Annotated in this window: 29 protein-coding genes; all 29 read right to left on the minus strand. The window is 43.9% G+C overall.

The genetic code is table 11. The features are described from left to right. Nucleotides 1-69: 69 nt before the first annotated feature. The 29 genes from rpsB to fliG all read right to left on the minus strand — a co-directional run bounded on the left by rpsB (nt 70) and on the right by fliG (nt 24,200). Nucleotides 70-795, minus strand: a complete 726-nt coding sequence (gene rpsB / locus CGZ90_RS02715; RefSeq protein ID WP_094251762.1) for a 30S ribosomal protein S2 — start codon at nt 793-795, stop codon at nt 70-72. 162 nt (nt 796-957) lie between these two features. After that, complete coding sequence (locus CGZ90_RS02720) at nt 958-1,371, minus strand: DUF6115 domain-containing protein (RefSeq protein WP_094250792.1); 414 nt, start codon at nt 1,369-1,371, stop codon at nt 958-960. Nucleotides 1,372-1,393: 22 nt separating this feature from the next. After that, nucleotides 1,394-2,158: a FliA/WhiG family RNA polymerase sigma factor gene (locus tag CGZ90_RS02725; protein ID WP_094250793.1), complete on the minus strand. Its 765-nt coding sequence runs from the start codon at nt 2,156-2,158 to the stop codon at nt 1,394-1,396. A 39-nt stretch (nt 2,159-2,197) separates the two neighbouring features. After that, entirely contained in the window at nt 2,198-2,680 is a 483-nt protein-coding gene (locus CGZ90_RS02730; RefSeq protein WP_094250794.1) for a chemotaxis protein CheD, read from the minus strand. Beyond that, nucleotides 2,673-3,311 carry a chemotaxis protein CheC gene (locus CGZ90_RS02735; protein ID WP_094250795.1) on the minus strand — a complete coding sequence of 213 codons (639 nt, stop codon included), beginning with the start codon at nt 3,309-3,311 and terminating at the stop codon, nt 2,673-2,675. Before CGZ90_RS02735 ends, CGZ90_RS02730 begins: the two co-directional genes overlap by 8 nt. Beyond that, on the minus strand, nt 3,311-3,781 hold the full coding sequence (locus CGZ90_RS02740; RefSeq protein ID WP_094250796.1) for a chemotaxis protein CheW: 471 nt from the start codon (nt 3,779-3,781) through the stop codon (nt 3,311-3,313). Before CGZ90_RS02740 ends, CGZ90_RS02735 begins: the two co-directional genes overlap by 1 nt. Nucleotides 3,782-3,794: 13 nt before the next feature. Continuing rightward, on the minus strand, nt 3,795-5,783 hold the full coding sequence (locus tag CGZ90_RS02745) for a chemotaxis protein CheA (RefSeq protein WP_094250797.1): 1,989 nt from the start codon (nt 5,781-5,783) through the stop codon (nt 3,795-3,797). Nucleotides 5,784-5,798: 15 nt separating this feature from the next. Further along, nucleotides 5,799-6,854 carry a protein-glutamate methylesterase/protein-glutamine glutaminase gene (locus CGZ90_RS02750; RefSeq protein ID WP_094250798.1) on the minus strand — a complete coding sequence of 352 codons (1,056 nt, stop codon included), beginning with the start codon at nt 6,852-6,854 and terminating at the stop codon, nt 5,799-5,801. A gap of 6 nt (nt 6,855-6,860) precedes the next feature. Beyond that, entirely contained in the window at nt 6,861-7,718 is an 858-nt protein-coding gene (locus tag CGZ90_RS02755; RefSeq protein ID WP_094250799.1) for a MinD/ParA family protein, read from the minus strand. Then, the gene (gene flhF / locus CGZ90_RS02760) at nt 7,711-8,832 is read right to left on the minus strand and encodes a flagellar biosynthesis GTPase FlhF (protein WP_094250800.1); all 1,122 of its coding nucleotides are present in this window, start codon (nt 8,830-8,832) and stop codon (nt 7,711-7,713) included. Before flhF ends, CGZ90_RS02755 begins: the two co-directional genes overlap by 8 nt. Continuing rightward, nucleotides 8,832-10,865 carry a flagellar biosynthesis protein FlhA gene (gene flhA / locus CGZ90_RS02765; RefSeq protein ID WP_094250801.1) on the minus strand — a complete coding sequence of 678 codons (2,034 nt, stop codon included), beginning with the start codon at nt 10,863-10,865 and terminating at the stop codon, nt 8,832-8,834. The genes flhF and flhA overlap by 1 nt, the downstream gene beginning before the upstream one ends. A gap of 12 nt (nt 10,866-10,877) precedes the next feature. Then, a complete protein-coding gene (gene flhB / locus CGZ90_RS02770; protein WP_094250802.1) occupies nt 10,878-11,966 on the minus strand; it encodes a flagellar biosynthesis protein FlhB in 1,089 nt (362 codons plus the stop codon). A 1-nt stretch (nt 11,967) separates the two neighbouring features. Beyond that, nucleotides 11,968-12,753, minus strand: coding sequence for a flagellar biosynthetic protein FliR (gene fliR / locus CGZ90_RS02775; protein ID WP_094250803.1), 786 nt, complete (start codon nt 12,751-12,753; stop codon nt 11,968-11,970). Between the two features lie 4 nt (nt 12,754-12,757). Further along, nucleotides 12,758-13,027, minus strand: coding sequence for a flagellar biosynthesis protein FliQ (gene fliQ / locus CGZ90_RS02780; RefSeq protein ID WP_094250804.1), 270 nt, complete (start codon nt 13,025-13,027; stop codon nt 12,758-12,760). A 25-nt stretch (nt 13,028-13,052) separates the two neighbouring features. After that, nucleotides 13,053-13,733 carry a flagellar type III secretion system pore protein FliP gene (fliP, locus tag CGZ90_RS02785; protein WP_094250805.1) on the minus strand — a complete coding sequence of 227 codons (681 nt, stop codon included), beginning with the start codon at nt 13,731-13,733 and terminating at the stop codon, nt 13,053-13,055. Next, entirely contained in the window at nt 13,726-14,343 is a 618-nt protein-coding gene (locus CGZ90_RS02790; protein ID WP_094250806.1) for a flagellar biosynthetic protein FliO, read from the minus strand. The genes fliP and CGZ90_RS02790 overlap by 8 nt, the downstream gene beginning before the upstream one ends. A 15-nt stretch (nt 14,344-14,358) precedes the next feature. Further along, entirely contained in the window at nt 14,359-14,721 is a 363-nt protein-coding gene (locus CGZ90_RS02795) for a response regulator (RefSeq protein WP_094250807.1), read from the minus strand. Nucleotides 14,722-14,739: 18 nt separating this feature from the next. Next, nucleotides 14,740-15,864 (minus strand): flagellar motor switch phosphatase FliY, encoded by a 1,125-nt coding sequence (gene fliY, locus CGZ90_RS02800; protein WP_094250808.1) that lies wholly within the window; start codon nt 15,862-15,864, stop codon nt 14,740-14,742. Next, nucleotides 15,858-16,850, minus strand: coding sequence for a flagellar motor switch protein FliM (fliM, locus tag CGZ90_RS02805; protein WP_094250809.1), 993 nt, complete (start codon nt 16,848-16,850; stop codon nt 15,858-15,860). The genes fliY and fliM overlap by 7 nt, the downstream gene beginning before the upstream one ends. A 32-nt stretch (nt 16,851-16,882) precedes the next feature. Then, entirely contained in the window at nt 16,883-17,314 is a 432-nt protein-coding gene (gene fliL, locus CGZ90_RS02810) for a flagellar basal body-associated protein FliL (RefSeq protein WP_240515329.1), read from the minus strand. Beyond that, nucleotides 17,311-17,526 carry a flagellar FlbD family protein gene (locus CGZ90_RS02815; protein ID WP_094250811.1) on the minus strand — a complete coding sequence of 72 codons (216 nt, stop codon included), beginning with the start codon at nt 17,524-17,526 and terminating at the stop codon, nt 17,311-17,313. Before CGZ90_RS02815 ends, fliL begins: the two co-directional genes overlap by 4 nt. A gap of 44 nt (nt 17,527-17,570) precedes the next feature. After that, nucleotides 17,571-18,362: a flagellar basal body rod protein FlgG gene (gene flgG, locus CGZ90_RS02820; RefSeq protein WP_094250812.1), complete on the minus strand. Its 792-nt coding sequence runs from the start codon at nt 18,360-18,362 to the stop codon at nt 17,571-17,573. Nucleotides 18,363-18,436: 74 nt separating this feature from the next. After that, complete coding sequence (gene flgD, locus CGZ90_RS02825) at nt 18,437-18,895, minus strand: flagellar hook assembly protein FlgD (RefSeq protein WP_094250813.1); 459 nt, start codon at nt 18,893-18,895, stop codon at nt 18,437-18,439. Between the two features lie 5 nt (nt 18,896-18,900). Further along, complete coding sequence (locus CGZ90_RS02830) at nt 18,901-20,049, minus strand: flagellar hook-length control protein FliK (protein WP_094250814.1); 1,149 nt, start codon at nt 20,047-20,049, stop codon at nt 18,901-18,903. A gap of 29 nt (nt 20,050-20,078) precedes the next feature. Next, nucleotides 20,079-20,645, minus strand: a complete 567-nt coding sequence (locus CGZ90_RS02835; protein WP_165766746.1) for a MotE family protein — start codon at nt 20,643-20,645, stop codon at nt 20,079-20,081. A gap of 17 nt (nt 20,646-20,662) precedes the next feature. Further along, a complete protein-coding gene (fliJ, locus tag CGZ90_RS02840; protein WP_094250816.1) occupies nt 20,663-21,097 on the minus strand; it encodes a flagellar export protein FliJ in 435 nt (144 codons plus the stop codon). Then, the gene (gene fliI / locus CGZ90_RS02845; RefSeq protein ID WP_094250817.1) at nt 21,097-22,410 is read right to left on the minus strand and encodes a flagellar protein export ATPase FliI; all 1,314 of its coding nucleotides are present in this window, start codon (nt 22,408-22,410) and stop codon (nt 21,097-21,099) included. The genes fliJ and fliI overlap by 1 nt, the downstream gene beginning before the upstream one ends. After that, nucleotides 22,397-23,194 (minus strand): flagellar assembly protein FliH, encoded by a 798-nt coding sequence (gene fliH, locus CGZ90_RS02850; protein ID WP_094250818.1) that lies wholly within the window; start codon nt 23,192-23,194, stop codon nt 22,397-22,399. Before fliH ends, fliI begins: the two co-directional genes overlap by 14 nt. Then, nucleotides 23,187-24,200 (minus strand): flagellar motor switch protein FliG, encoded by a 1,014-nt coding sequence (gene fliG / locus CGZ90_RS02855; protein ID WP_094250819.1) that lies wholly within the window; start codon nt 24,198-24,200, stop codon nt 23,187-23,189. The genes fliH and fliG overlap by 8 nt, the downstream gene beginning before the upstream one ends. Nucleotides 24,201-24,204 lie beyond the last annotated feature (4 nt).

Here is a 24,204-nt window from a genome sequence, read left to right on the forward strand (position 1 = left end):
CACACTTCTCTTGAAAAAAAGGGGATAAAGGGCAGCCCCCTCTATCACCCTTTTAGTTATTTCCAATTATTATGCAGATGTTTCTTCAGTCTGCTCTTCTGCTGCTTCTTCTCCGCCTTGGTTAGCTTCGATTACAGCATCAGCCATTTTTCCAGTAAGAAGCTTAACTGCACGGATCGCATCGTCATTACCAGGGATCACGTAGTCAACTTCATCCGGATCGCAGTTTGTATCTACAATCGCAATGATTGGAATGTTAAGCTTACGGGCTTCAGCAATCGCAATACGTTCTTTGCGCGGATCAACAACGAATAAAGCGTCAGGAAGCTTCTCCATGTCCTTGATTCCGCCTAGGAACTTCTCAAGACGATCCATTTCTTTTTTAAGAATGATTACTTCTTTCTTTGGAAGAACATCAAATGTTCCGTCTTCCTGCATTTTTTCAAGCTGCTTAAGACGGCTGATACGCTTACGGATTGTTCCGAAGTTTGTAAGAGTTCCGCCCAACCAGCGCTGGTTGATGAAGTACATTCCAGAACGCTCAGCTTCTTCTTTAACAGAATCCTGCGCCTGTTTTTTTGTTCCAACGAAAAGGATTTTCCCTCCGTCAGCCGCGATGTTTTTCATCACGTTGTAGCACTCTTCAACCTTTTTAACTGTCTTTTGAAGGTCGATGATGTAAATGCCGTTACGCTCTGTGAAGATGTAACGTGACATTTTTGGGTTCCAGCGGCGCGTCTGGTGGCCGAAGTGTACCCCTGCTTCTAATAACTGTTTCATTGAAATTACTGCCATAATGGCACCTCCTGATGGTTTTTTTCCTCCGCCCGCTTCTTCTTTAAACGAAAACTGGACAAAAGCCAGCACCATTCGTCTAAATCCGCTAAGGCGTGTGTGATTAACACCGTCAATTAATATATCATAAATAAAGATAACCCCGCAAGCAATTTTGCAGGGTTACCGATAAAATTTTAATAAAAGGTCGACTTCGCCTTTGCCTTTATTCATCACTTTTGCAATTTCGGTTGAATCGAGCCCTTCATTTGCCAGCTGGATAATTCTTTCTTGATCTGCTGACAGACTGCCATCTGGGAAATTATCGGAAATCCTTATTTCTTCCTCTTCATTATAATAGGTTTCAGGAATATCCTCGGATGAAGGTTGTCTGTCATTGTTCATCTTGCTTATACTTTCAAGGATTTTCTCATTCTCTACCATCATATCTGCAGAAAAAGATGCTAGGGTTTCTTCAATATCTTCCGTCATCCGGCTGAGCTGTTTACGTGACTCTGCCCTTTCATTTCGGAGCTGAAAAATGAAGTATAAGGAAATAACATGCAGTAAAAAACTTAATGCCATTAGTCCTGTCATTGCTACACACCTGTCTCTGTCATTATAAGTATTTCTTCAGCACTTGCCGGATACGGAACAAGGACTTGGAGTGGATCTGAGATATTCTTGAAGTTGATAGCCCAAGCACCTGTCCGATCTCTGTAAGTGTCAGCTCTTCGTAATAAAAAAGACTCACTACGAGCTGCTCTTTCTCAGGAAGCTGTCCGATTACAAGAGCCAGTTCACTGTGCAGTTCGTCCCGCAGCAGCTGATTTTCAGGGGTTACCGCTTTTTTATCTTCTATTGAATAACTGACTTTTTCACGGCTTTCACTGTCGCGGTTTTCTTCATCGATCGATAATATATTGGCAAAAAAGCTTTCAGAAAGAACCGATGTTACTTCATTCTCTGAAAAACCGGTCTCATCCGCCACTTCCTGAGGTGTCACACTTCTTAAGTTCATCTGTTCGAGTTTCTCGATAGCAGCTTCGACTTTTTTGGTTTTTTCACGAAGCGATCTAGGAAGCCAATCTTCCCTTCTCAAGCCATCAAGTATCGCCCCCCTCACACGGAAAGAAGCATACGTATCAAACTTTAGATCACGCTCCGGCTCAAACTTTTCTAGTGCGTCATACAACCCGAGCATCCCCAGTGAACGAAGTTCATCTTTGTTGACACTTTTGGGCAGACCGACCGAAATGCGCTGTACATGATAATTCACAAGCGGAAGATAAGCACGGAGCAGCTCGTCACCAGCATCTTTATCCCGGCTGCTGTTCCATTTTTTCCAGCATGTCTGTTCTGCAGTATATGACGGTTCTGACATGATACTTCCAACCTCCTTCTTTGAGTTTGATTGCTCCTGCTAGATAATGTTTATTCCAGAGCTCGCCGTTTTAACGTGAAGCTCGCCATTTTCAGGGTTAAACTCAATCGTTCTGCCGTATGAACCGCCAGTGTCTTCTGACTGCACATTGATTTTAAGCGTTTTAAGCTCTAGCTTTACTGCCTCCACGTTTCTTGGGCCGATCCGCATAAAATCGCCCCCTCCTGAGAACTGAAACATTTGAGCACCGCCTGCCAGCTTAGCTTTTAATGACCTTGCGCCTTCTGATACAAGCATTTTATACAAAAGCCTTACTCCTGTGTCAGCGAACTTTCCTTCATTAAATTCCCCGTTTTTTGCGATAGAGGAATCCGGCAGCATAATATGAACCATACCGCCGATTTTTCTAGTTTCATCGAACAAGACGACACCAACGCATGAGCCAAGGCCAGCCGTCCTGATCTTTTGGGGGACACGAACTGTTCCAATTCCCGCGATGCCTATTTTTTTGACTTCACTCATCGAGAGGGACTCCTAATGCATTGAATATTTTCCGGTACGAATCGGGATCTGGCAGAAGAAAAAAGTGCCCTTTTAACGATTCGCCATTCTGATCGTTCATCCCGGTAAAAGCTGTTTCAATTACAATCGCATAATCACTCACCGCCGAGATCTCCATCAGACCCCAGCTAAGCACCGCTCCAGCCATATCGACTGTTGTAGCTGGAACAGAAGGATGCAGCTTCAATCCAGTAAAATCTGAAAGCGAAGATAAATAGGATCCCGACAAAATGTTGCCTGTTTCCTGCAGTGCGGAAAATGCCATCTCAGAAAACTCTTTCCAATCTTCTGTATGTTCTCCTGTCAGCTGTCCTATAAGGTGAGACGCCTGAAGAGAAGGCATCATGAAAAACATGCAGCCAGGCGCCTCGCCGTTCACCCTAAAAAAAACAGATGCAACTATCGTTTCAGATCCCCCGATCAGTTCTGTTATCTCATGAAACGAAACAACCTTTACAGAAGGAACCTTCATGTCAACACCCTTGTTCAAGAGTGAAGATAGTGCCGTAGCAGCGTGTCCTGCTCCAATGTTCCCGATTTCTTTTAAGATATCAAGATGAAAGGGGGTAATGTTTCCGAACGGTCCTATCATTACTTTTCCGTTGCCCTCAATTCATCAGGATTAAGAACTTTGTCTAAATTTAATAAAATCAGTATTTTTCCGTTATGTTTAACCACGCCTTTAATGTATTCGGCACTGACATTCCCTTCTGCTTCAGGAGGAGCTTCTATCGAGTCAGCCAGAATATCGATGACGTCGTTCGCTTCATCAACAATCAGTCCCGCTTCTACATCATTAATTGCCGCAATGATAATTTTAGCTGTCTTCTCAGTTACTTCTGCATCGCTGCCAAATCGTTCGTTCAGATCTATTACAGGGGTGATCACTCCTCTTAAGTTGATCACTCCTTTTACAAATGAAGCAGTGCCAGGAACCCTTGTAACAGGCTGAATTCTTTCAATTGATTTTACTTGTGAAACATCTAAAGCAAATTCTTCTTCATTTAATTGAAAAACAATCAGCTGTTGAGACAATGCTGCTTCGGCAATTTCCGTCGTCATTTTTCTTCCTCCTTTATTTAATCAGCGCGCTGCTGTCGACTACTAGCGCTACTTCCCCGTCCCCGAGAATCGCAGCTCCTGAAATGGCATGAACACTTGCCGATAAATAGCTTCCAAGCGATTTCAAAACGATCTCCTGCTGTCCGATAAACGAATCAACAGCGAGTCCCACAGTTTTATCTCCCCTTCTGACAAGAACAATATATCGTTCTTCTCTGCAGCCATCCTTACTAGGAATATTGAATGTTTCTTCAAGATAAATGAGCGGCACCACTTTGCCCCTGTACTGCAACACATCCTGGCCGTGAAGCGATTGTATTTGGTCACTTTCAACCACAGCTGTTTCAATAATGGACGATAAAGGAATCGCATATTTTTCGTTGTGCACTTTTACAAGAAGTGCTTTAAGTATAGACAGTGTCAGAGGCAGCTGGATTGAGAACGTTGTCCCTTTTCCTCTTGATGAATCGACCGTTATGCTGCCTCCCAGAGATTCTATCTTGTTTTTTACAACATCGAGCCCTACTCCTCGCCCTGATATGTCAGATACCGTATCAGCAGTTGAAAACCCAGAAGCGAAAAGAAGTGCATAGATTTGCTGGTCTGTCATAGAATCAGCTGCCACTTGTGAAATCAGACCGTTCTCCAGCGCCTTTTGCAGTACCTTGTCTCTATTAATACCGCCGCCATCATCTTCAATCTCGATGAACACAAGATTGCCGCTGTGATAAGCGCGGAGATGGATGGTTCCGGTTTCATTTTTACCAGCAGCAATCCGCTCACTTGGCTTTTCAATACCATGATCTAAAGAATTTCTCAGCAGATGGACAAGAGGGTCGCCAATTTCATCGATAAACGTTCTGTCGAGCTCTGTTTCGGCTCCGCTTATCTCAAGGTTTACTTTTTTCCCTAGATCCTTTGCAAGACCTCTGATCATTCTCGGAAAACGGTTAAATACCGATTCAACCGCCACCATCCTCAGCTTTAGGATGATATCCTGCAAATCTGCCGATGTTCTGGACATCCTTTCAACTGTTTCAGTCAGTTCTTGCTTTTTAATGCCTCTTGAGAGCTGTTCCAGTCTGCCTCTTTCAATGACAAGCTCTTCAAAAAGGTTCATGAGATCATTTAGCCTATCGATGTTTACCCGGATTGTTTTGCTTCCTGCCGAAGAAGAGGCTGTACTCTTTTCAGCAGCAACAGGTATATTCTCAGCTGCTTCCTCACGGGCAGGTCCAGGTATGCTGACTCCGCTTTTTTCAGCATGAGGAAGTGCAAGCTTGACATTTACACTTTTAACTTCTGAAATAGAGGAAATGTTCTTTCTAATACTTTCTGCTTCAGCATTTGTCAGTAACACGATTGTAAATGTGTCGTTAAACTGCTCAGCTTCAAGCTGCTCGATCGGCGGATTGGCCTTAATGATATCTCCGTTCGTTTCAAGTGAGTTAAACACCATGTAAACTCTTGCTGCTTTTAATAAACATTCGGCTTCAAGAGTGACCATAATTTCAAAGACTTGAAACCCTTGTTCTACTGACTCAGAAATAATGGTTTTTTCATAGTCGTCATATTCCAGCCCGCTTTCAGCATGAGAATTCTTATTATCACCTGGAGCCTGTTGTCCGGTTTCCAGCAGTTCGAGCAGTGCTACTGTTTCCGAAACATCGCGCTTCCCTTCACCTCCTGATCCAATAGACGCAACCATATTTTCCAGATGGTCGATCGAGGAAAAGAGTGCATCTAGCACTTCAGGTGTGGCTTCAGCTCTTTTATTGCGGATGGCATCAAGCAAGTTTTCCATCACATGTGTCAGACTTGCGAGGTCTGCAAACCCCATCGTCGCAGACATTCCTTTAAGTGTATGGGCAGAACGGAAGATTTCATTTACAATTGAAAGCTCTTCTGGATTGCTTTCAAGCAGCAGAAGCTGTGTGTTGATCGATTGAAGGTGCTCTCTGCTCTCATCTAAAAAAATATCTAAATATTGAGTCATCTCCATATTGGCATCCCCCTTCTATATTAATTTGACTATCGCTTTTGCAATGTCCTTCACATGATGAATTTCATCTGCCTGACCGGCTAAGATGGCGGACTTTGGCATCCCGTACACAACACATGATTCCTCAGATTCTGCGATAACTTCTGTATGTCCGCTTTTTTTCAAAGCCGTTACACCTTCTGTTCCGTCACTGCCCATCCCGGTCATGATCACTGCGATTTTACGGTATGAAGGAAGCTGTACGGCGCTTTCAAACAGAACATTTACCGACGGCCGGTGTCCGAGCTCAGGAGGTTCTTGATCCAAAAGCGCTACCAGTTCTCCCGAATCTTCACGAATGCGAAGATGAGAGCCTCCCGGGGCTATATATACTGTGCCGTTTTGAAGAACCTCTTTATGTTCAGCTTCTTTTATTTTTAATGGCGACAAAGAATCAAGACGCTGTGCTAAAGAGGCAGTAAATCCTGGCGGCATGTGCTGAACAACTAAAGCTGGCGCGTTAATGCTTCCGGGAAGCTCCGCGAGCACGGTTTGAAGAGCTCTCGGACCGCCGGTTGATGTTCCGATCAATATGACAGGTTTCATTTGTTTAGATGACTGTATAATTTTAGGTGCGCGTATAACATTATCTGTCTGGCTGCGTTCTTGCCCGAGATGATTGTGCAGCATAGCTTTTGAAGCCATGAGCACTTTTTCGATCAAATCATCCTGAATTTCATGCAAGTTCAGTGAAATGGCACCTGAAGGCTTCTGAATAAAATCTACAGCGCCACAAGACATAGCTTGAATCGTATTGTCGGCGCCGATTTTTGTCGTGCTGCTGAGCATGATGACCGGAACAGGACATTGGCTCATGATGAGTTTAACTGCTTCGAGCCCATCAAGCACGGGCATCTCCACATCCATGGTGACCACATCCGGACGAAGCTGATTGATTTTATCAATGGCTTCTTTCCCGTTTCGCGCGGTGCCTGCGATGATAATTCGTTTGTCAGAGACAAGGATGTCGGAAATGTATTTCCTCATAAATGCTGAATCATCCACAACTAATACACTTACGGGTTTTACCATGAGACACTACCTTCCTTTAAAAAACACTTTAACCCGTCCAAAAAATGACGAGGATGATGTTCTTTTTTCTTGATACCTTTCCCCGCTTAAGCAGCCAGCTAGTTCTTTAACTGCGGTGCTGGCTGGAGACTGAGGATTGTACAGAACGAAAGGAACCTGGCGCTTAACACTTTCTTTGACATTCGTGTCATATGGAATCATTCCCGCGACATTTAATTTTTTTTGCAGGAATCGCTGGGCGACCTCTAATAGTTTTGCCGCTGCAGCCCGGCCTTCTTTATAGCTCTCATACCGGTTGATGATAAGGCTCACAGGCAGGCTTGGAGAGTTTGCGTGAATATGCTTGATCATTGAATAAGCATCTGTGACGCTTGTAATTTCCGGTGTAGTCACCGTCAAGATTTCATCGCAGCATAAGATGAAGCTTAAGCTCCATTCCGTGATGCCGGCTCCCATATCGAGAATAATATAGTCATAGACGGCTTCGGCTTCTGAGAGCTGATTGAAGAATGCATCCATCATGGCTCCATTCAGATTTACGAGGCTTGCAAAATGCCGGCCGCCCGCTATATGTGAAATACCGCTTTTGTCTTCCTCTATGATGTCCCAGATTTGGCAGCCATGCTCAAGCAAATCCATAATGCTCTTGGCAGAAGGCTTTCCAAGAAGAAGGTCGACGTTGCCCATTCCAATATCGAGGTCAAACACAAGCACCCGTTTTCCGCCCTTTGAAAGAGAGATAGCCAGATTCGCACTTACGTTGGACTTGCCTACACCGCCTTTACCGCTCACGACACCGTAAACTTTTGCCATACCTGCCTTTACGGACAGTTTCTGCCTTAACGCTTCAGCTTGATCAGCCATTTTTCTTGCCCTCTAAGAACCGAGCAGTAATTTTATCTGCGTCGCCATCTATTAGATCATCCGGCACGTTCTGTCCGTCTGTAACATACGCTGTTCCGATTTTATGAAAAATGGAAAAGTTTATCATTGCACCATATGAGACCGTTTCGTCTTTTTTTGTAAAGATGACTTTGTGCACCGGCAGGTTTTGAAATCGTTTATAAATGGCATCCATATCAGCAAATCGCGATACTAGTGAGAGCACAAGATAGTTTTTCATATCGCTGTCAAATTGAATAATCCGCTGAAGCTCTTCGACATAAAAGGGGTTTAAAAAGTTTCTTCCTGCCGAATCGACAAATACTACATCATAGTCTGCCAGCTTTTCTTTCGCTCTCTTGAAATCGTCCGCTGTATAAGCGACCTCACAAGGAATGTTTAAAATTTCAGCGTAAGTCTTCAGTTGTTCAATAGCGGCGATCCGGTATGTATCAGTCGTGATGAAGGCCGCTCTTTTACCATCCTTTAAGACAGCCTTTGCTGCAATTTTTGCGAGAGTGGTCGTTTTTCCTACTCCTGTCGGACCGACAACGTTCAGAAATTTAGTTTCATAGTTAAATGGCCCAAATTCACTTTTTTGCATTCGGGCAGCGAGCCAGTCTGACATCCAGCGTGACCAGTCATAAGCTTCCTGCTCTTGATCGCTGAAAGAATTCCATTTGCCAGACATACTGTTCATCAGTTCCTGAATAAGCTCTGGTGACAGCTCCTGCGAAACAAGGTATTCTTCCCACTCTTTTAGCGGCACCGGAACGTCTGCTGCATCTGACTTTGATTTCATCGCACTAACAAGACCTTTAAGCTGCCGTATTTCATCTGCGAGTACCTTTGCATCAAGTGATGGGGAAGCAGCAGGTGAATTGCGGCTGTTTCTTTCAATCGGTTTATGAATTCGCTCCCGTCCATCATTGTCGAGTGCGGCAAACACTTCCATCGCGGTTTTCGTAAAGAAGCCTAGAAAACCGCCTTTTTGAATTTCTCTCGTATTTAATATGACAGCTCCGGAGCCAAGATCGGCTTTGACGAGCTTCATCGCTTCCGGAAGAGTAGATGCGGTATATTTTTTTACTTTCATTAGATATTCACCACTCCCACGCTTTGTACTTCAATATCCGGCTCGAGTTCATTATAAGAAAGGACTGCAATTTCTGGCAGATATCTTTCAATAAGCTGCCTGACGTACATCCGGACAGCTGGCGAACATAAAATAACCGGCGTCTGCTCGAAGCTTCTTGATTGTTCAAGTTCTTTTGTGATGCTGTCATATATAGATTGAGAATCCTGCGGATCAAGAGAAAGATAGTTTCCATGCTCTGTCTGCTGCACATGCTCTGCGATCCTTTTTTCAACGCTGCCCCCGAGTGTAATGACTTTCAGCGGCTCATCTCCAACACTGAAATGGTGCGAGATCTGGCGGGAAAGAGATTGCCTTACATATTCCGTCAGCAGATCAGTATCCTTTGTCATCCTTGAAAAATCAGCTAATGTTTCAAAAATAACAGGCAGATTGCGAATGGATATTTTCTCCTTCAACAGTCTTGAAAGTACTTTTTGGATTTCTCCAGTTGATAATGCGTCTGGCGTTACTTCTTCTACCAGTGCTGGATATGACTCTTTCAAATGCTCGATCAGCTGACGCGTTTCTTGTCTTCCGATCAGTTCATGGGCATGCTTTTTTATGACTTCTGTAAGATGTGTTGAAACAACAGATGGAGGATCAACCACTGTGTAGCCAGAGTATTCGGCTTTTTCTTTCATGCTTTCAGGTATCCACAATGCCGGCAGACCAAAAGCAGGCTCTATAGTGCTGATTCCGGTTATTTCTTCATCCTCTACACCTGGACTCATTGAAAGATAATGGTCAAGCAGCAGTTCCCCCCGTGCAACTTCACTGCCCTTTATTTTTATACGGTACTCATTCGGCTGCAGCTGTATATTATCTCGTATCCTCACCACAGGAACGATCATGCCAAGCTCGAGTGCGATCTGCCTTCTGATCATTACAACACGGTCAAGCAAGTCTCCTCCCTGAGAAGCATCCGCGAGAGGAATGAGACTGTAGCCAAACTCAAATTCAACCGGATCGACCTGCAGCAGACTCACCACCGATTCAGGACTCTTCATCTGTTCTGTCTGCTGATCTTCATCCATAACATCTTCGAGCACCTTTTGCCGCGACTCTGCTTTAAGGAGTGTATAGCCGCCAAACGCGATCAGACCGCCGATCGAGAGCGTAAAGAAATCATTTATAGGTGTGAAGAGACCGAGCATGACGATGGTAACGCTCGCCACTATCAAAAGCTTCGGAAATGCGAGCAGCTGCCTTGAAACATCAAATCCTAAATTCCCTTCAGAGGCCGCTCTTGTAACGATAATACCTGTTGCTGTAGAAATAATAAGTGCTGGAATCTGGCTCACCAAACCATCGCCAATCGTCAGTCTTGTAAAGGTTTCTGCGCTTTCAACGAACGAAAGATCCATTTGCATCATCCCGATAATGATTCCAAAAACCATATTAAGGATAACGATTATGATGCCTGCAATCGCATCCCCCTTAACGAATTTACTCGCCCCATCCATAGCTCCGTAAAAGTCAGCTTCACGTTCTACTGTTTTCCGCCTGTCTTTAGCCTCCAAATCCGAAATCATTCCAGCATTCAGATCAGCATCAATGCTCATCTGCTTCCCTGGCATTGCATCCAACGTGAAGCGTGCCGCCACTTCAGAGACCCTTTCAGATCCTTTAGTGATAACAATAAACTGAATAATGACAAGGATGAAGAATATAACGATTCCGACTAGTATATTACCTTGAACCACAAATTCTCCAAAAGTATGCACCACATCACCAGCTTCTCCGTTTGAAAGAATCGAACGGGTCGTTGAAACGTTCAGCCCTAGCCTGAAAAGGGTCACAAGTAAAAGCAGAGATGGGAATATAGAAAACTGAAGAGGTTCGATCGTATTCATGGCGATCAATATAATCAGCAGCGCGAGCGAGATATTGATAATGATCAAAAAATCCAGCATCCATGGGGGAAGCGGTATGATCAGCATCGCCAATATTAAAATCACCCCTATTAAAACCGTTAAATCTCTTGCTTTCATGCTAACCCACTCCTATTTTCCTGCAGTAGCTTTTCTTTTGATGCGGTATACATATGCCAATATTTCAGCAACAGCTTTAAAAAGATCCTCGGGGATCCTGTCACCGATTTCCGTCCTGCTATAAAGAGTCCGAGCCAGCGGCTTATTCTCGACTGTGGTTATTTTATGTTCTTTGGCAATTTCTTTGATCCTCTGGGCAACAAGATCGACTCCTTTTGCAACGATAACTGGAGCTTCCATCTTTGAACCGTCATATTGCAGTGCAATCGCATAATGTGTTGGATTGGTGATGATCACATCTGCCTTTGGCACTTCCTGCATCATCCGTCTCATCGCCATCTGCCGCTGTTTTTCCTTAATCTTTGATTTGATTTTCGGATCCCCTTCAGACTTCTTGTATTCATCTTTGATGTCTTGTTTGGACATCCTGATATTTTTTTCAAAATCAAATTTTTGGTACATGTAGTCCAGAAGTGAAAGAAACAGAAGCACTATAGAAGCGGCGAACATCATTTTTAATACAAGACCGCCTATTGCAGAAAGAGCTTCACCAAGATCGACAAGAGCGAGCCTTCCCAGTTCTTCACGTGCATCATACAAGAAATAAAACGTTACAGCCCCTACGAGTGCAATTTTGAGCATGGATTTTGCCAGTTCGACAATTGCCCTTACTGAATAAATGCGCTTGAATCCTTGTATCGGATCCAGTCGTTCTAGCTTCATCTGGATCGCCTCTGTTGAAAAAAGAAATCCTACTTGAACGTAATTGGAGAACAACGCAGCAATAAATGCAGCCGCAAGCATCGGCGCGGCGATAACTGCTGCTTCATACAGCAGCTCCGTGAAAAGCTTTTGAACGGCGTTGGCACTAAGATCGAATAGTAATCCTTTGCTGAAACGGTCTTTCATGACGTGAAGCATCTTCACGCCCATCCAGCTTCCGGCAAAGGAAAGAACGAGAACGGAAACAAACAGAATGACAGCAGCGTTGACATCCGCACTTTTGGCAGTCTGGCCTTTTTTACGGGTGTCCTCCCTCTTTTTAGGTGTTGCTTTTTCCGTTTTTTCCTGAGAAAAGAACTGCAGGTTAAGCTTCTGCATCTTATCCTCCGCCTTTCCCTCCGCCAAGGACAGTCATAAGCGCTCTCATCGCCTCTGTTATCTGTGCGGTGAGTGCATTCAAACTGACAAAAAACACGGGCAAAATAATAAGCAATAATAAAAACGAGATTAATATTTTCAGCGGCAGACCGATAACAAATATGTTCAGCTGCGGAACGGTTCTCGCCATGATTCCGAGTGCAAGATCTGCCAGGAATAAGGCTCCCACGATCGGAAGAGCCATCTGAAAGGCTGCCAGAAACATGCTTGAGAATCCTGAAAGCACGGTCTTTAAGACGCCTTCATCTCCAAAATGGAAAGTTGGCGATTCTAGGGGCATGAACTGATAGCTGTAAAAGATGCCATCCAGCAGAAGATGGTGTGCGTCCGTTGCAAGCAGGAACAAAACGGCGAACGTGTTTAAATATCTTCCCATCAGCGGAGTCTGTGCACCTGTCTGCGGATCAAAAACGTTCGCAAGTGCAAATCCCATTTGCAAATCGATAAATCCTCCTGCCGCTTGTATTGCGGAAAAGAGGACTGCTGCCATTAGACCGAGGGCAAGACCAGTCATCGCTTCCTTGAGAAGCAGCAGCAAAAATACTCCATCTGCAGGTATCACCGGCGGTTTAACGGTATACAGGACGATCCAAGAAATGAAAAGTGATACCGCTGCTTTGTGCATGGCCGGTATACTTCGGTTTGATAAAATCGGAACGGTAACAAAAAACGAGCTTATTCTCGCGGCAATTAACAAAAATGCTGGCAAGTAGTTAATATCCGGCATTCTATTAACCTATATAATGATGAAGATTATTTAAGATGCCAGACGTGAATGCCAATATTTGCGACAGCATCCACGGACCGAAAAAGATCAGGCCGACAAGCACGGCGACTATCTTCGGAACAAACGCAAGCGTCTGCTCTTGAATCTGTGTGGTTGCCTGAAAAATACTGACTGCAAGACCGACAATCAAAGCCAGAGCAAGCAGCGGTCCGCAGACTAGCAGTGTAATATATACACCCTGCTCAGCAAGAGTAATGACAAACTGTGAATCCATTTTTTCCACCTACTAGTCCAGGAAGTTAATAGCTTAGCAGCAGCGATTTTACGATTAAATACCACCCGTCTACGAGAACAAAAAGAAGTATCTTAAACGGCAGGGATATCATGACAGGAGGAAGCATCATCATCCCCATCGCCATCAGGACGCTGGCCACTACCATATCAATGACAAGAAACGGAACAAAAATCATAAATCCGATCTGGAATGCGGTTTTCAGCTCACTTATTGCAAAAGCCGGAACAAGCGTGGTGAGCGGTATATCTTGGACCGACTTAGGTTTTTCCGCCTTCGCATACTCCATAAAAAGCGCAAGATCTTTTTGCCTTGTCTGCTTTGCCATAAATTCTTTCAGAGGCTTTGTTCCTCTTTCAAATGCCTCCTGCTGTGTAAGCTCTCCTTTTAACAGCGGCTTAACAGCTTCTTTGTTCACTTCTCCAAAAGTTGGCGCCATGATAAAGAAAGTAATAAACAGTGCGATTCCAACCAATACCTGGTTAGGAGGCATCTGCTGGGTAGCGAGCGCCGTCCTAACAAAAGAGAGCACGATAATGACTCTCGTAAAGCAGGTCATCAATATCAGGAGGCTCGGCGCAAGACTAAGCACTGTCAGCAAAAGAAGCAGCTGAAGAGTTGTCTCTAAATTTGCTGGTTCATCGCTGTTCAGCGCATCTAAATCGATGCCGGGAATAAAATCAGTCATTGTTGTTTCCTTCTTTCAAGCGCTCTTTTATTTTCCTGCGCCCTTCTGAAAGATCATTCAGCTGCTCTTTCAGCAGTTCCTTAAAAGCAGGGATGCCGCCTTCCGTGTTATCTTTTTTCAAAAGAAAGCTCGGACCTGAGGCTTTGCCTGTTGACTGCTGGTTCTCAAACTGAGAGATAATCTCCTCGTCCGTTATTTCCTTCAGCAGTGTAACGTTCTCCCCTACGCCAACAAGCAGAATCGAGTTGCCCGCTTTAACAGCTTGAACGGAGCGGCTCGGACCCAGTCCGACTCCGCCCATCAGCTGAAGCGTTCTTCCTGCTTGAAAACCTGAGGATTTTTTTTGTATGAACCTGAGGACAAACATAAGCAATGCAATAACAACACCAAGCATAAACAGCAGTTTAACGACCATCCAAAGGGTTCCCCCGCTGTCTGGTTTATCAATCACATTCTCTGATCCATTTTTTCCTTCTTTGTCTTTATCGATCCAGTCTGACACGGATTTCCCGCCGCTAGCGTAACTGCCCTCGGCCTTTGCCGTCTGCTGCTGAGGCAGCAGCAGAAGCAAGATAGTGAAAACAGCCGCTATCTGTACAAGTTTAAACATGATGTTCCTTTCTTTTTAGCCAAGCGTCTTCTTAATGGCTTCAATTACACGGTCGGCCTGAAATGGCTTAACGATGAAATCCTTTGCGCCTGCCTGGATAGCATCAATTACCATCGCTTGCTGTCCCATCGCTGAACACATGATGACTTTTGCTTCAGGATGCGTTTTTTTAATTTCTTTTAAAGCTGTAATCCCGTCCATTTCAGGCATCGTGATGTCCATCGTCACAAGATCTGGTGAAACTTCGTTAAACTTTTCAATAGCCTGTGCTCCGTCCGCAGCTTCACCGACAACATCAAAACCATTTTTTGTTAAAATATCTTTAATCATCATTCTCATAAATGCTGCATCGTCAACAACTAAAATACGAGCTCCCATAATGTAGCCTGCCTCCTGTTATTTAAGCTTTTGTAAACGGTCTTTTTGGCTGAGTATCTGTGTTACCCGTACGCCAAAGTTTTCTTCTATAACAACAACTTCGCCTTTTGCAATTCTCTTTTGATTCACATAAATATCAACAGGCTCACCGGCGAGTTTGTCCAGTTCTATAATAGAGCCATGGCCGAGTTCAAGTATTTCTTTGATCGATTTTTTCGTTCTGCCAAGCTCTACAGTAACCTGCAGAGGTATATCTAAAAGCATGTCCAGGTTTTTTGTTTCTCCCGAAAAACCGCTGCTGTCACTAAAATCAGTAAAGCTTGCTGGCATTACTGGTTTATCCTGCCTTGGATGAATATAAGGGTCATGTCTTGTAGTAGCTTCTCTATGAACCTCTTGATATTCCTCTTCCTGTACACTTGCTTGGCTTATTTCCGGACTCTCAGCTTTTTCTGAAGCAGCCTGCGGCATCTCAGGTTCTGCACCTATAAGCTCGGCGACAAGCAGCTTTGCAAACTTAACTTGTACGAGCTGCATAATATTTGAATCAATCAGCGTACCGATTTTTAGGCGGAACGAAACTTTAACAAGTGTTTCATCCATAGACAATGGAATGTTTGACTTTTCTACGTCCAAAAAATCTATGCTTGGCGGTGAAATGTCTACCATTTTTCCGAACATTGCTGACATAGAAGTAGATGCTGAACCCATCATCTGATTCATCGCTTCTCCGACAGCACTCAGCTGCAGCTCGCCAAAATCAGGAGACGGACCGCTCCCGTCACCGCCGAGCATAAGGTCAGCGATGATCTGTGCGTCTGTCTTTTTGATGACAAGCATGTTAGCTCCTTCAATTCCAGCCGTATACGTCACCTCAACCGCTACATGCGGGATAGGAAACTCATCCTTGAGAGAACCTTGCTGGATCACTGATACAACAGGCGTTGTGATCTCCACTTTCTGATTCAGCAGAGTGGAAAGCGCTGTGGCGGCACTTCCAAACGAGATATTCCCGATTTCGCCTAGTGCATCTTGCTCTATTTCTGTTAAATGCTCGTTAATGAGTGCTGCTGCACTAGAGGAAGTGCCGCCGCTGAGCAACGCATCTATTTCATCCTGTGACAGCATTCCACCGCTTACCATTGTTCTTCATCCTCCTTAATTGACTCCATGATTTGTACCGCCATTTTTTTATTCACCTTTCCTGGCTGAACACGAAATTTAGGTGTGTTCTCGATCATCATGACCATTGGTGATGCGATTTTTTGCTTCAGCTCGATACAGTCTCCAATCTCAAGTTCTAAAAATTCATGGATGGTAAGATCAGATATTCCGAGCTCGACTCTTACTGGCAGTTCCGCGCTTCTGAGATTGTTCTCAATAAAATGAATTTCTTCCGGCGGACGTGCCTTTTGCTTTTTCTGCATCCAGCTGTGAAGCGATAGTTTCGGGATGATCGGTTCGATCACAACGTGAGGCAGGCAGATGTTAATCATCCCGCTTACTTCACCCACCGTAATATTCAAAGAAATGACAACTACTGTTTCATTTGCGGAAACCATCTGCAAAAACTGCGGGTTTACCTCAAGGTCGAGCATAAAAGGATCAAGTTCCACAGTAGGGCTCCATGCCTCTTTAAAGCTTTCAAGCGTGTGGACAAACAGCTGTGTCATGATCTTCGTTTCTATTTCCGTAAGGTTCTCGATCTTATTCATGCCAGCGCCCCTGCCGCCCATCACCCTGTCGAGCATCGCATATGCGATGTTCGGATTGATTTCCATTAAAATGCGTCCTTCAAGGGGGTTTGCTTCAAATATATTTAGAATCGTCATTTTCGGCACGCTGCGGATAAATTCTTCATACGGAAGCTGGTCGACTGAAGCGACACCAATTTGAATGTACGTTCTGAGCTGTGCGGAAAAATACGTCGTTAAATACCTGGCGAAATTTTCATGTATCCTTGTCAGGCCGCGTATTTGATCCTTTGAAAACCGAAGCGCTCTCTTAAAATCGTAAACTTTTATCTTTTTCTCGGATTCTTCTTTTTTAAGCTCTTCAGCATCCATTTCTCCTGTAGACAGTGCTGAAAGAAGAGCATCAATTTCATTTTGGGACAAAACGTCTGCCAAGAGTCCCACCTCTTTTCCGGCTTATGAAATAATTATTGAATAATTTTTTGTGTTGTATAGACTCTGACTACTTTTCCATCAAGCATCAGTTCCGAGATTTTTTTCTGCAGCACCTTCTCGAGTCCCACAATGCCTTCTCGACCCTTTAGGTTATCGGTTTTCATCCCCGATATCTCGTAGATGATTGTGTTATTCACTTGAAACAGCCTTTTCTCTAGTTCTTCTTTACCGTCTTTGCTGTCAGCTTGAATTTTGAACTTTATTTTTACATAGGCGTCATCAAGCAGATTGGTCGTGATCTCTTCGGTTTCAACCGTCAGTTCCTCCAGTTCGTCCGCTGTCGGTTCCGCAGCTTCCGTCTTCGGAGAAAACATGGTAAAGATGTAATACCCCGATGCCCCGACAGCTGTGATGGCAAAAAGCATCGATAACATGATTACAAGTGCTTTTTTATTTCCCATCATTCTTCTTCCTCTGCAGTAATGTTCACGGGCAGGAGTGCGATTTCTTTATAAAAGGCAGCCACCTTTTCTCCGACCTGCTTCTCTGTGTCTTTTACAACGAGCTTTTTCCCGTTCGTTAATGTGATAGTTGTATCAGGAAAAGACTGCACCTGCTCAATGTAAAGTGCGTTAAGTGTAAAGCTCTCACCGTTAAGCTTTGTTAATGTGATCATGCAGGACAGGCCATATCAATTTACTGGCCTTGCCTCCCTCCTAATTATCGTTTCAGGTTGACAAGTTCCTGAAGGATCTCATCAGATGTAGTGATGATCCTTGTGTTTGCCTGAAAACCGCGCTGAGCAACGATCATCTCAGTAAATTCCTCTGAAAGGTCTACGTTTGACATCTCAAGGGCACCGGCTACGATGCTCCCTCCGCCGTCCTCTGTAGGAAAAACTGGCACAGGGTCGCCTGAATTCGGGGTGTTTTTATACGTGTTTCCTCCCGTTTTTTCAAGACCTTCGCTGTTCGCAAACTTCACTAATTGGATGCGGCCTGCTTCCTGGAGCTGCCCTTGGTCGTCAACAAAGTTCACAATGCCGCTGTCACCAATGCTAAAGCTTTTAGCGCTTGTCGGTATATTGATTTTGCTCCCCCCATCACCACTTAGATAGAGACCTTCAGAGTTTACAATGTCTCCATTTTGGTCAAGGTAGAAGTTTCCTGCACGTGTATACGAAATATCTGTACCATTCATCACTTGGAAAAAGCCGTCACCTGAAATACCAAGATCTAGCGGCCGTCCGGTTGTCTGAAGGCTTCCCTGCGTGTGCACCGTATCAATAGTTGAAATTTGAGATCCGAGTCCTACCTGCCTTGCATTGACACCTCCGCGTTCCGCACTTGGTGCAGAAGCTCCAGAGATCTGCTGGCTCACAAGGTCTTTAAACGTTGTACGGCCTTTTTTAAACCCGTATGTGTTCACATTGGCAATATTGTTTCCGATCACGTCAAGCTTTACTTGAAAGTTCTTCATTCCGCTAATTCCTGAATACATTGATCTCAGCATTTTGCAGTCCCCTTTTAGGTTTTTTTCAATTTTAGACGGCTTGAATGTAATGTCTCGAACCCGCTAAACATCATTTAGGATGAAGCGGAATCGCTTACCTTAATAATTTGAAGGCTTTCGATTTTTGTGCCATCAGTCAGCTCCAGCTTTGTTTGGCCGTTTTCCCAGAAAACCGACTTAACTTTACCTTCTTTTACAATGATTTGTGCGGTACCGTCTTCTTTTTTCTCTTCTGCTTCATAAGAAACTTCTTTTCCGATCATCTGACTATGCTGAAACAGCATTGTATCTGCCTGCATACCTAAAAAATGCTCCATCGTTTTGTTCATATTTGTCATCTGCTCTAAGGAAGAAAATTGAGCCATTTGAGCGATAAACTCCCTGTCCTGCATTGGATTTGATGGATCCTGGTTCTGCAGCTGTGTAATCAGGATTCTCAGAAAATCGTCCTTTCCAAGCACACTATTTCCTGTAGTTTTTGCCTGAGAGCGGTAGTCTGTCAGCAAAAGGTCACTATTAATGCTGTTTGCCATCGCACCTACACCCTTTCATTCAGCAGCTCGAGAATGTCTGAAAACGCATGGCTGCTTTTATCACTGTTTTCTTTTTTAGATTCATCTCTCTGCTGCTGTTCTTGATGCTGTGATTCTCTTTGTTCTTTAGAGATGTAATGCATCTTTTCCTGAACAAATACATCAAGCTTCTCGAGTTCGATCTTTTGTGATGAAAGTGCACTTTTGAGGGAGTGAAGATGGCTTTCGAGAGCTTCTTTAGCCGCTTCAGTAGAAGCGGTGATTCTTGCTGTCATTTCGCCATGCTTATGAATAATCTCAATTTTGATCGAACCTAAGTTTTCTGGATTCAGATGAAGTTTCAAGGATGAAGTCCCGTTTTCGCCCGCGGCAATTTTCCCTTTTAAGAGTATACTTTGAAACTCTCTCAAAAACTGTGTCTCTGCTGCTTTTGAGTTTGAAGGAAGCTGAAGCGAAAGCTGCTCTGCAGAAGTCATAACTCCCGGCTGAAAGATTTGTGCTTCTGCAGCTGGCTGCTGTGCAGTATTATGTCTGTAAAATGCCTTGATGAGCTGTAATTCCTGAATGTTATGTTTTGCTGGCAAAACACTCTCTCTTGAATTAGCACTGTTGGCTTGTAATACGTTTTTTTGGAATCTATCAACTGCAGCTAATATAGCTTTTTGATCAGCTGCATCCCCTGCAGCCAGCTTCTTGATAGATTGCAGAATATTCAATTGCTCTTTTGAACTTTCATTAGGCAGATTTCCTTTTTCCTGATGATGAAGCAACGAAAGCATTAAGGACGCCGTAATGCCCTCGTCTGACAAAGCACTGCCGCTTAACTGATTCTCTTGCAGCGAATGAAAGAAAATCTCTATTTCTTCTCTAAGTGATGGAGGCAGCATCGCCAGCAGCTCTTGTACATTCTCAGATTCCAGCATACTTTCCTTCCATAATTCTTCACCTTCAGGAAGAAGTCCCTTAAAACTCTCACTCAGCTGAACAGCATCCGGATCAGGATTGCAATTGTAAAACAAATCTGGCTGCTCAGGGGTTATGCTCGCCGATAACAGAGCGAAAAAATTGCCGCTATCGCTGCTTCCTGTTTGTCTAAACGGCTTTGCCGCGTCTGTAGTTGATCCGTTCAGCGCTCGAAGTGATATGGCTTCCACTTTGATTCACCCCTTTGGCTTTTATTTTTTTACTGCGAAAGAAGCGAGGTCATTTCAGCCGCATCACTCGGCTCCATCTTGCTTAATATTTCTGCTTGTTTATCTGTTTCCAAAGATTCTAATATATCTGCGGCTGAAGCATTATCGAGCAGTACAAGAACTGCCGCAGCCTGCTTGGAAGACATTTCGGCATAAAGCTCAGACAAGCTGCCGTCTTTTTTCTGCTCGAGTTCTGCTGATGCTTCGTCATTTTGTTGTTTCAGCTTGACGACTTCATCCTTAAGTGAAGAAGTTTCATCTTCCTTTTTGCGAATATCTGCTTCAAGTCTTTTTATATAAGCATCCTGCTCATTCAGCTGTTTTACATATTGCTCCTGATTCAATGCACCTTTTTTGACGGATGGAGCAATTTCTTTGTTCTCATTAAAAAATGATGAAAAGATAGGGATGTTTTTGCCCGCCTTAGCCGCTTCATCAATTACATTGACACCCATCATGGATAAAACAATGGCGAACACAGTAATTGCAAAAATCATCGGAACGGCTATCACCATCAGGAACCAGGCAAGTCTGCCCGACTTTTCTGTCTGTTCCATTTCATCACCCAATTTCATTATCTTGCATAGCGCAAAACAGAAAACTCGTCGTTCTGTTTTGTTTCCATCATTGATTGCAGAAATTGAAACTCCTGCTTCTGTTTGCTTTTCAATGTTTCATATTTCTTCACTTCAACTGTCTTATAGAGCAGCTTTTCTTGAGCAAAAGCCATCTGTTCTCTTGCCGCTTGAACTTTCTTCTGTAAAAAATGAATCTTTGATTCCATTGATAGAAGAAATCGCTGTGTTGACTGAATTTCATTCACAAACATTTTTGAATGAAACTGACTGTCAGCATGGTTTTCAATTTCTTCTTTTCGTTTCAGCAAGCTGTAAAGTTCATGTGCAGCCTCTTCAAACTTTTGTACCGAAAGCCGAAATTCTGATTCATATGCCTCTTTTTCTTTTTCCTTTAAACCTAAAACTTTTTCTAGTTTAAATTGAAACCCCATTATGTTTCATCTCCCCACTCTGCTAAAAGACGACTCACAGAGTCATCAAATGTGGAATCTTCATGAACATGCTGCTTTAAAAAAGAAATGATGCTTGGAAATGCATGGATAGCTTGATCGACAGCTTTTGAAGAACCTCTTTTATAAGCGCCTATGTTAATGAGATCTTCTGATTCATAATAGGAGGAAAGCAGTTCTCTCACTTTGTCAGCAGCTGCACGCTGGGTTTCTGGAACGATATCATTCATCACCCTGCTGATGCTCTTGAGGACATTGACTGCAGGAAACTGTCCTTTATTAGCAAGTGAACGGTCAAGTACAAAATGTCCGTCCAGAATGCCTCGCACCGCATCTGCAATCGGTTCATTCATGTCATCTCCATCAACGAGCACTGTATAAAATGCGGTGATCGTACCTTTGCTGCTCGTTCCGGAACGCTCCAAAAGCTTTGGAAGTTTCGCAAACACGCTTGGTGTATATCCCTTTGTTGTCGGAGGCTCTCCTGCAGCAAGCCCGATCTCTCGCTGCGCCATTGCTACCCTTGTAACAGAGTCCATCATGAGCATCACGTTTTTTCCCATGTCGCGAAAATATTCGGCAATTGCTGTCGCAGTCTCTGCTCCTTTTATTCTCATCAAGGCGGGCTGATCTGAAGTAGCTGCGATGACAATTGATCGTTTTAAACCTTCTTCTCCAAGGTCTCTTTCAATAAAATCCATCACTTCTCGTCCTCGTTCTCCAATCAAAGCGATAACATTTAAGTCTGCAGTTGAATTTCTGGCAACCATGCCAAGCATCGTACTTTTTCCAACGCCGCTTCCTGCAAAGATGCCTACCCTTTGGCCTTTTCCTACTGTAAGCAGGCTGTCAATCGACCTTATGCCGAGTGAGATGGGTTCTTTTATCCTCGGACGGTCCATAGGATTGGGCGGTTCATTTTCTGCGGAAATACTGTTTAGTCCTCTCGGCAGCTCCGACTTGTCAAGAGGATTCCCTATCCCGTCAAGCACACTCCCTATGAGTTCTTGGCCAGCTTTTATCTGCAGCGGTTTTCTTGTGGCTTCAACCAAACTCCCTGCAGCAATATTTCTTACTTCTGTATACGGCATGAGGAGAAGGTTCTCTTCATAAAAGCCTACCACCTCTGCTTTAATCACATTGCCTGTGTCGCCTGTGTGGATATAGCATAAGTCGCCGACTGATGCGTTCGGGCCTCTTGATTCAATTAGAAGTCCTGCCGCCTTTACTACTTTTCCGTATCGTTTGTATGAGTCAATTGTGCTGATACCTTGAATTAAATCAGCGGCTTTCACTCGAAGCACCCTCCAGTCGCTCAAGCAGGATGGTTTTTATTTCAGAAAGCTGGCTGTCGAGAGTGGCATCTACTTTTCCGAAATGAGACTCAATGACACAGCCAAACTCTTTCAAGCTGCTGTCAGGGAAAACATAAAGTGCTGAGGTTCCAAGGAGCATATTTTTCATTTCATCGCGATAAGTCATTGTCGTTTCATACCAGTCAGGATGAACATAAAGCTTTACTTCTCCTGTCTCACGGACTTCTCTTATGAGCTGTTTCACAGTCGAAACCCACACAGCCTCATCTTCTTTTAAAGCTATTCCTGTAACTTTCCCAGCAACGGCTGTTGCCATTTCAATGATGACACCTTCTGCGCTTTCAAGATGCTTGTTGTATGCATCTTGAGATAAAGAAACAATTTTTTCTGCCTCTTGAATCCTTACTTTCCATTGCTCTAATCCTGAAGCTAATCCTTCTTTAAAGCCTTTCTCATAGCCTTCACTTTTGGAAGCTTCTGTTTCCGCTGCCATCTTTAAACGGAGCTCACTTTCTAGCTGTGCTAGCATTTCCTTGTGATTCTCGTATTCTTGGAGCATTGATTTCTTTAATTTTTCCGCTTCTTCATATGCTGCTCTTCTTACTTGTTCTGCTTCTGCCCTGTTTCTTTGCAGCAATTCATCGGCAGTCAGTTCTATTACATCCAATTCCTGGTCAAGGTCAATAGGCTTGATGCCGATGATGACGTTGTTATTAGATAAACAGTTATCAGAAACAAATGATTGTTTAATGATGTTAGACAATCACATCATCTCCTCCGCCTCTTGCGATAACAATTTCTCCGGCTTCTTCAAGTTTTCTTATAGAAGAAACGATACGGGATTGTGCTTCTTCCACATCTCGAAGCCTGACAGGACCCATAAATTCCATTTCTTCTTTAAAGTTTTCCGCCATCCGCTTAGACATGTTTTGATAAAGCACTTCTTTAACCTCTTCGCTTGATGCTCGAAGTGATAACAAAAGATCCTCGTTTTGAACTTCTCTTATAACTCGCTGAATTGCACGATTATCAAGTGTGACGATGTCTTCAAATACAAACATGCGCTTCTTAATTTCTTCTGCAAGCTCTGGATCCTGTTTTTCAAGCGCATCAAGAATTGTCCGTTCTGTCGTCCGGTCAACACCGTTCAGCACCTCGACTACCGCTTCGACTCCGCCTGCTTGCGTAAGATCATGCGTTACGGTAGCAGACAGCTTTCTTTCAAGTATCTGCTCTACTTCTGCTATCACCTCAGGTGAGGTACTATCCATAAGAGCAATTCGTTTTGCCACATCAGCCTGCATCTCCTGAGGGAGTTCGGACAAAATCTGCCCAGCCTGAGCTGAGTCAAGGTATGACAGTATTAGCGAAATTGTCTGAGGATGCTCGTTTTGTATAAAGTTCAATATTTGGCCAGGGTCTGCTTTTCTGGCAAAATCAAACGGCCTGACTTGCAGTGTCGAGGTCAGCTTATTAATAATCTGCATCGCCTCATCTTTGCCCATCGCCTTTTCAAGCACCGATTTTGCATAGCTGATGCCGCCCTGGGTAATATAGTCCTGAGCAAGTGCAAGCTGGTGAAATTGCCCGATCACTTCTTCTTTTAATGAAGAATCTACTTTTCTTATTTGCGAAATCTGCAGTGTCAGCCTTTCGATCTCTTCCTCACTTAAATGTTTATACACTTGAGCGGCAGCATCTGGCCCGAGAGAGATTACGAGGATTGCAGCTTTTTCCTTGCCAGACATTTCTTTTTCTATCTTTGTCATTTAC

The organism is Fictibacillus aquaticus, assembly GCF_002245695.1.
Lineage (GTDB): Bacteria > Bacillota > Bacilli > Bacillales > Fictibacillaceae > Fictibacillus > Fictibacillus aquaticus.

Bases quoted from the DNA above. Each gene is read 5' to 3' on its own strand.
- flhF (WP_094250800.1), bottom strand. From the start codon at position 8,832: ATGAAAGTAAAAAAATATACCGCATCTACTCTTCCGGAAGCGATGAAG.
- flhA (WP_094250801.1), bottom strand. From the start codon at position 10,865: ATGAAAGCAAGAGATTTAACGGTTTTAATAGGGGTGATTTTAATATTG.
- fliR (WP_094250803.1), bottom strand. From the start codon at position 12,753: ATGCCGGATATTAACTACTTGCCAGCATTTTTGTTAATTGCCGCGAGA.
- CGZ90_RS02720 (WP_094250792.1), bottom strand. From the start codon at position 1,371: ATGACAGGACTAATGGCATTAAGTTTTTTACTGCATGTTATTTCCTTA.
- fliJ (WP_094250816.1), bottom strand. From the start codon at position 21,097: ATGGGGTTTCAATTTAAACTAGAAAAAGTTTTAGGTTTAAAGGAAAAA.
- CGZ90_RS02755 (WP_094250799.1), bottom strand. From the start codon at position 7,718: ATGGCTGATCAAGCTGAAGCGTTAAGGCAGAAACTGTCCGTAAAGGCA.
- fliP (WP_094250805.1), bottom strand. From the start codon at position 13,733: ATGACTGATTTTATTCCCGGCATCGATTTAGATGCGCTGAACAGCGAT.
- flhB (WP_094250802.1), bottom strand. From the start codon at position 11,966: ATGCAGAAGCTTAACCTGCAGTTCTTTTCTCAGGAAAAAACGGAAAAA.
- CGZ90_RS02795 (WP_094250807.1), bottom strand. From the start codon at position 14,721: ATGGGAGCTCGTATTTTAGTTGTTGACGATGCAGCATTTATGAGAATG.
- CGZ90_RS02740 (WP_094250796.1), bottom strand. From the start codon at position 3,781: ATGACGACGGAAATTGCCGAAGCAGCATTGTCTCAACAGCTGATTGTT.
- CGZ90_RS02735 (WP_094250795.1), bottom strand. From the start codon at position 3,311: ATGATAGGACCGTTCGGAAACATTACCCCCTTTCATCTTGATATCTTA.
- fliQ (WP_094250804.1), bottom strand. From the start codon at position 13,027: ATGGATTCACAGTTTGTCATTACTCTTGCTGAGCAGGGTGTATATATT.
- fliG (WP_094250819.1), bottom strand. From the start codon at position 24,200: ATGACAAAGATAGAAAAAGAAATGTCTGGCAAGGAAAAAGCTGCAATC.
- flgG (WP_094250812.1), bottom strand. From the start codon at position 18,362: ATGCTGAGATCAATGTATTCAGGAATTAGCGGAATGAAGAACTTTCAA.
- CGZ90_RS02730 (WP_094250794.1), bottom strand. From the start codon at position 2,680: ATGAGTGAAGTCAAAAAAATAGGCATCGCGGGAATTGGAACAGTTCGT.
- CGZ90_RS02745 (WP_094250797.1), bottom strand. From the start codon at position 5,783: ATGGAGATGACTCAATATTTAGATATTTTTTTAGATGAGAGCAGAGAG.
- CGZ90_RS02815 (WP_094250811.1), bottom strand. From the start codon at position 17,526: ATGATCACATTAACAAAGCTTAACGGTGAGAGCTTTACACTTAACGCA.
- rpsB (WP_094251762.1), bottom strand. From the start codon at position 795: ATGGCAGTAATTTCAATGAAACAGTTATTAGAAGCAGGGGTACACTTC.
- fliL (WP_240515329.1), bottom strand. From the start codon at position 17,314: ATGATGGGAAATAAAAAAGCACTTGTAATCATGTTATCGATGCTTTTT.
- CGZ90_RS02835 (WP_165766746.1), bottom strand. From the start codon at position 20,645: ATGGAACAGACAGAAAAGTCGGGCAGACTTGCCTGGTTCCTGATGGTG.
- CGZ90_RS02790 (WP_094250806.1), bottom strand. From the start codon at position 14,343: ATGTTTAAACTTGTACAGATAGCGGCTGTTTTCACTATCTTGCTTCTG.
- flgD (WP_094250813.1), bottom strand. From the start codon at position 18,895: ATGGCAAACAGCATTAATAGTGACCTTTTGCTGACAGACTACCGCTCT.
- fliY (WP_094250808.1), bottom strand. From the start codon at position 15,864: ATGGTAAGCGGTGGAATGCTGTCACAGGATGAAATAGATGCGTTGCTC.
- CGZ90_RS02750 (WP_094250798.1), bottom strand. From the start codon at position 6,854: ATGGTAAAACCCGTAAGTGTATTAGTTGTGGATGATTCAGCATTTATG.
- CGZ90_RS02725 (WP_094250793.1), bottom strand. From the start codon at position 2,158: ATGTCAGAACCGTCATATACTGCAGAACAGACATGCTGGAAAAAATGG.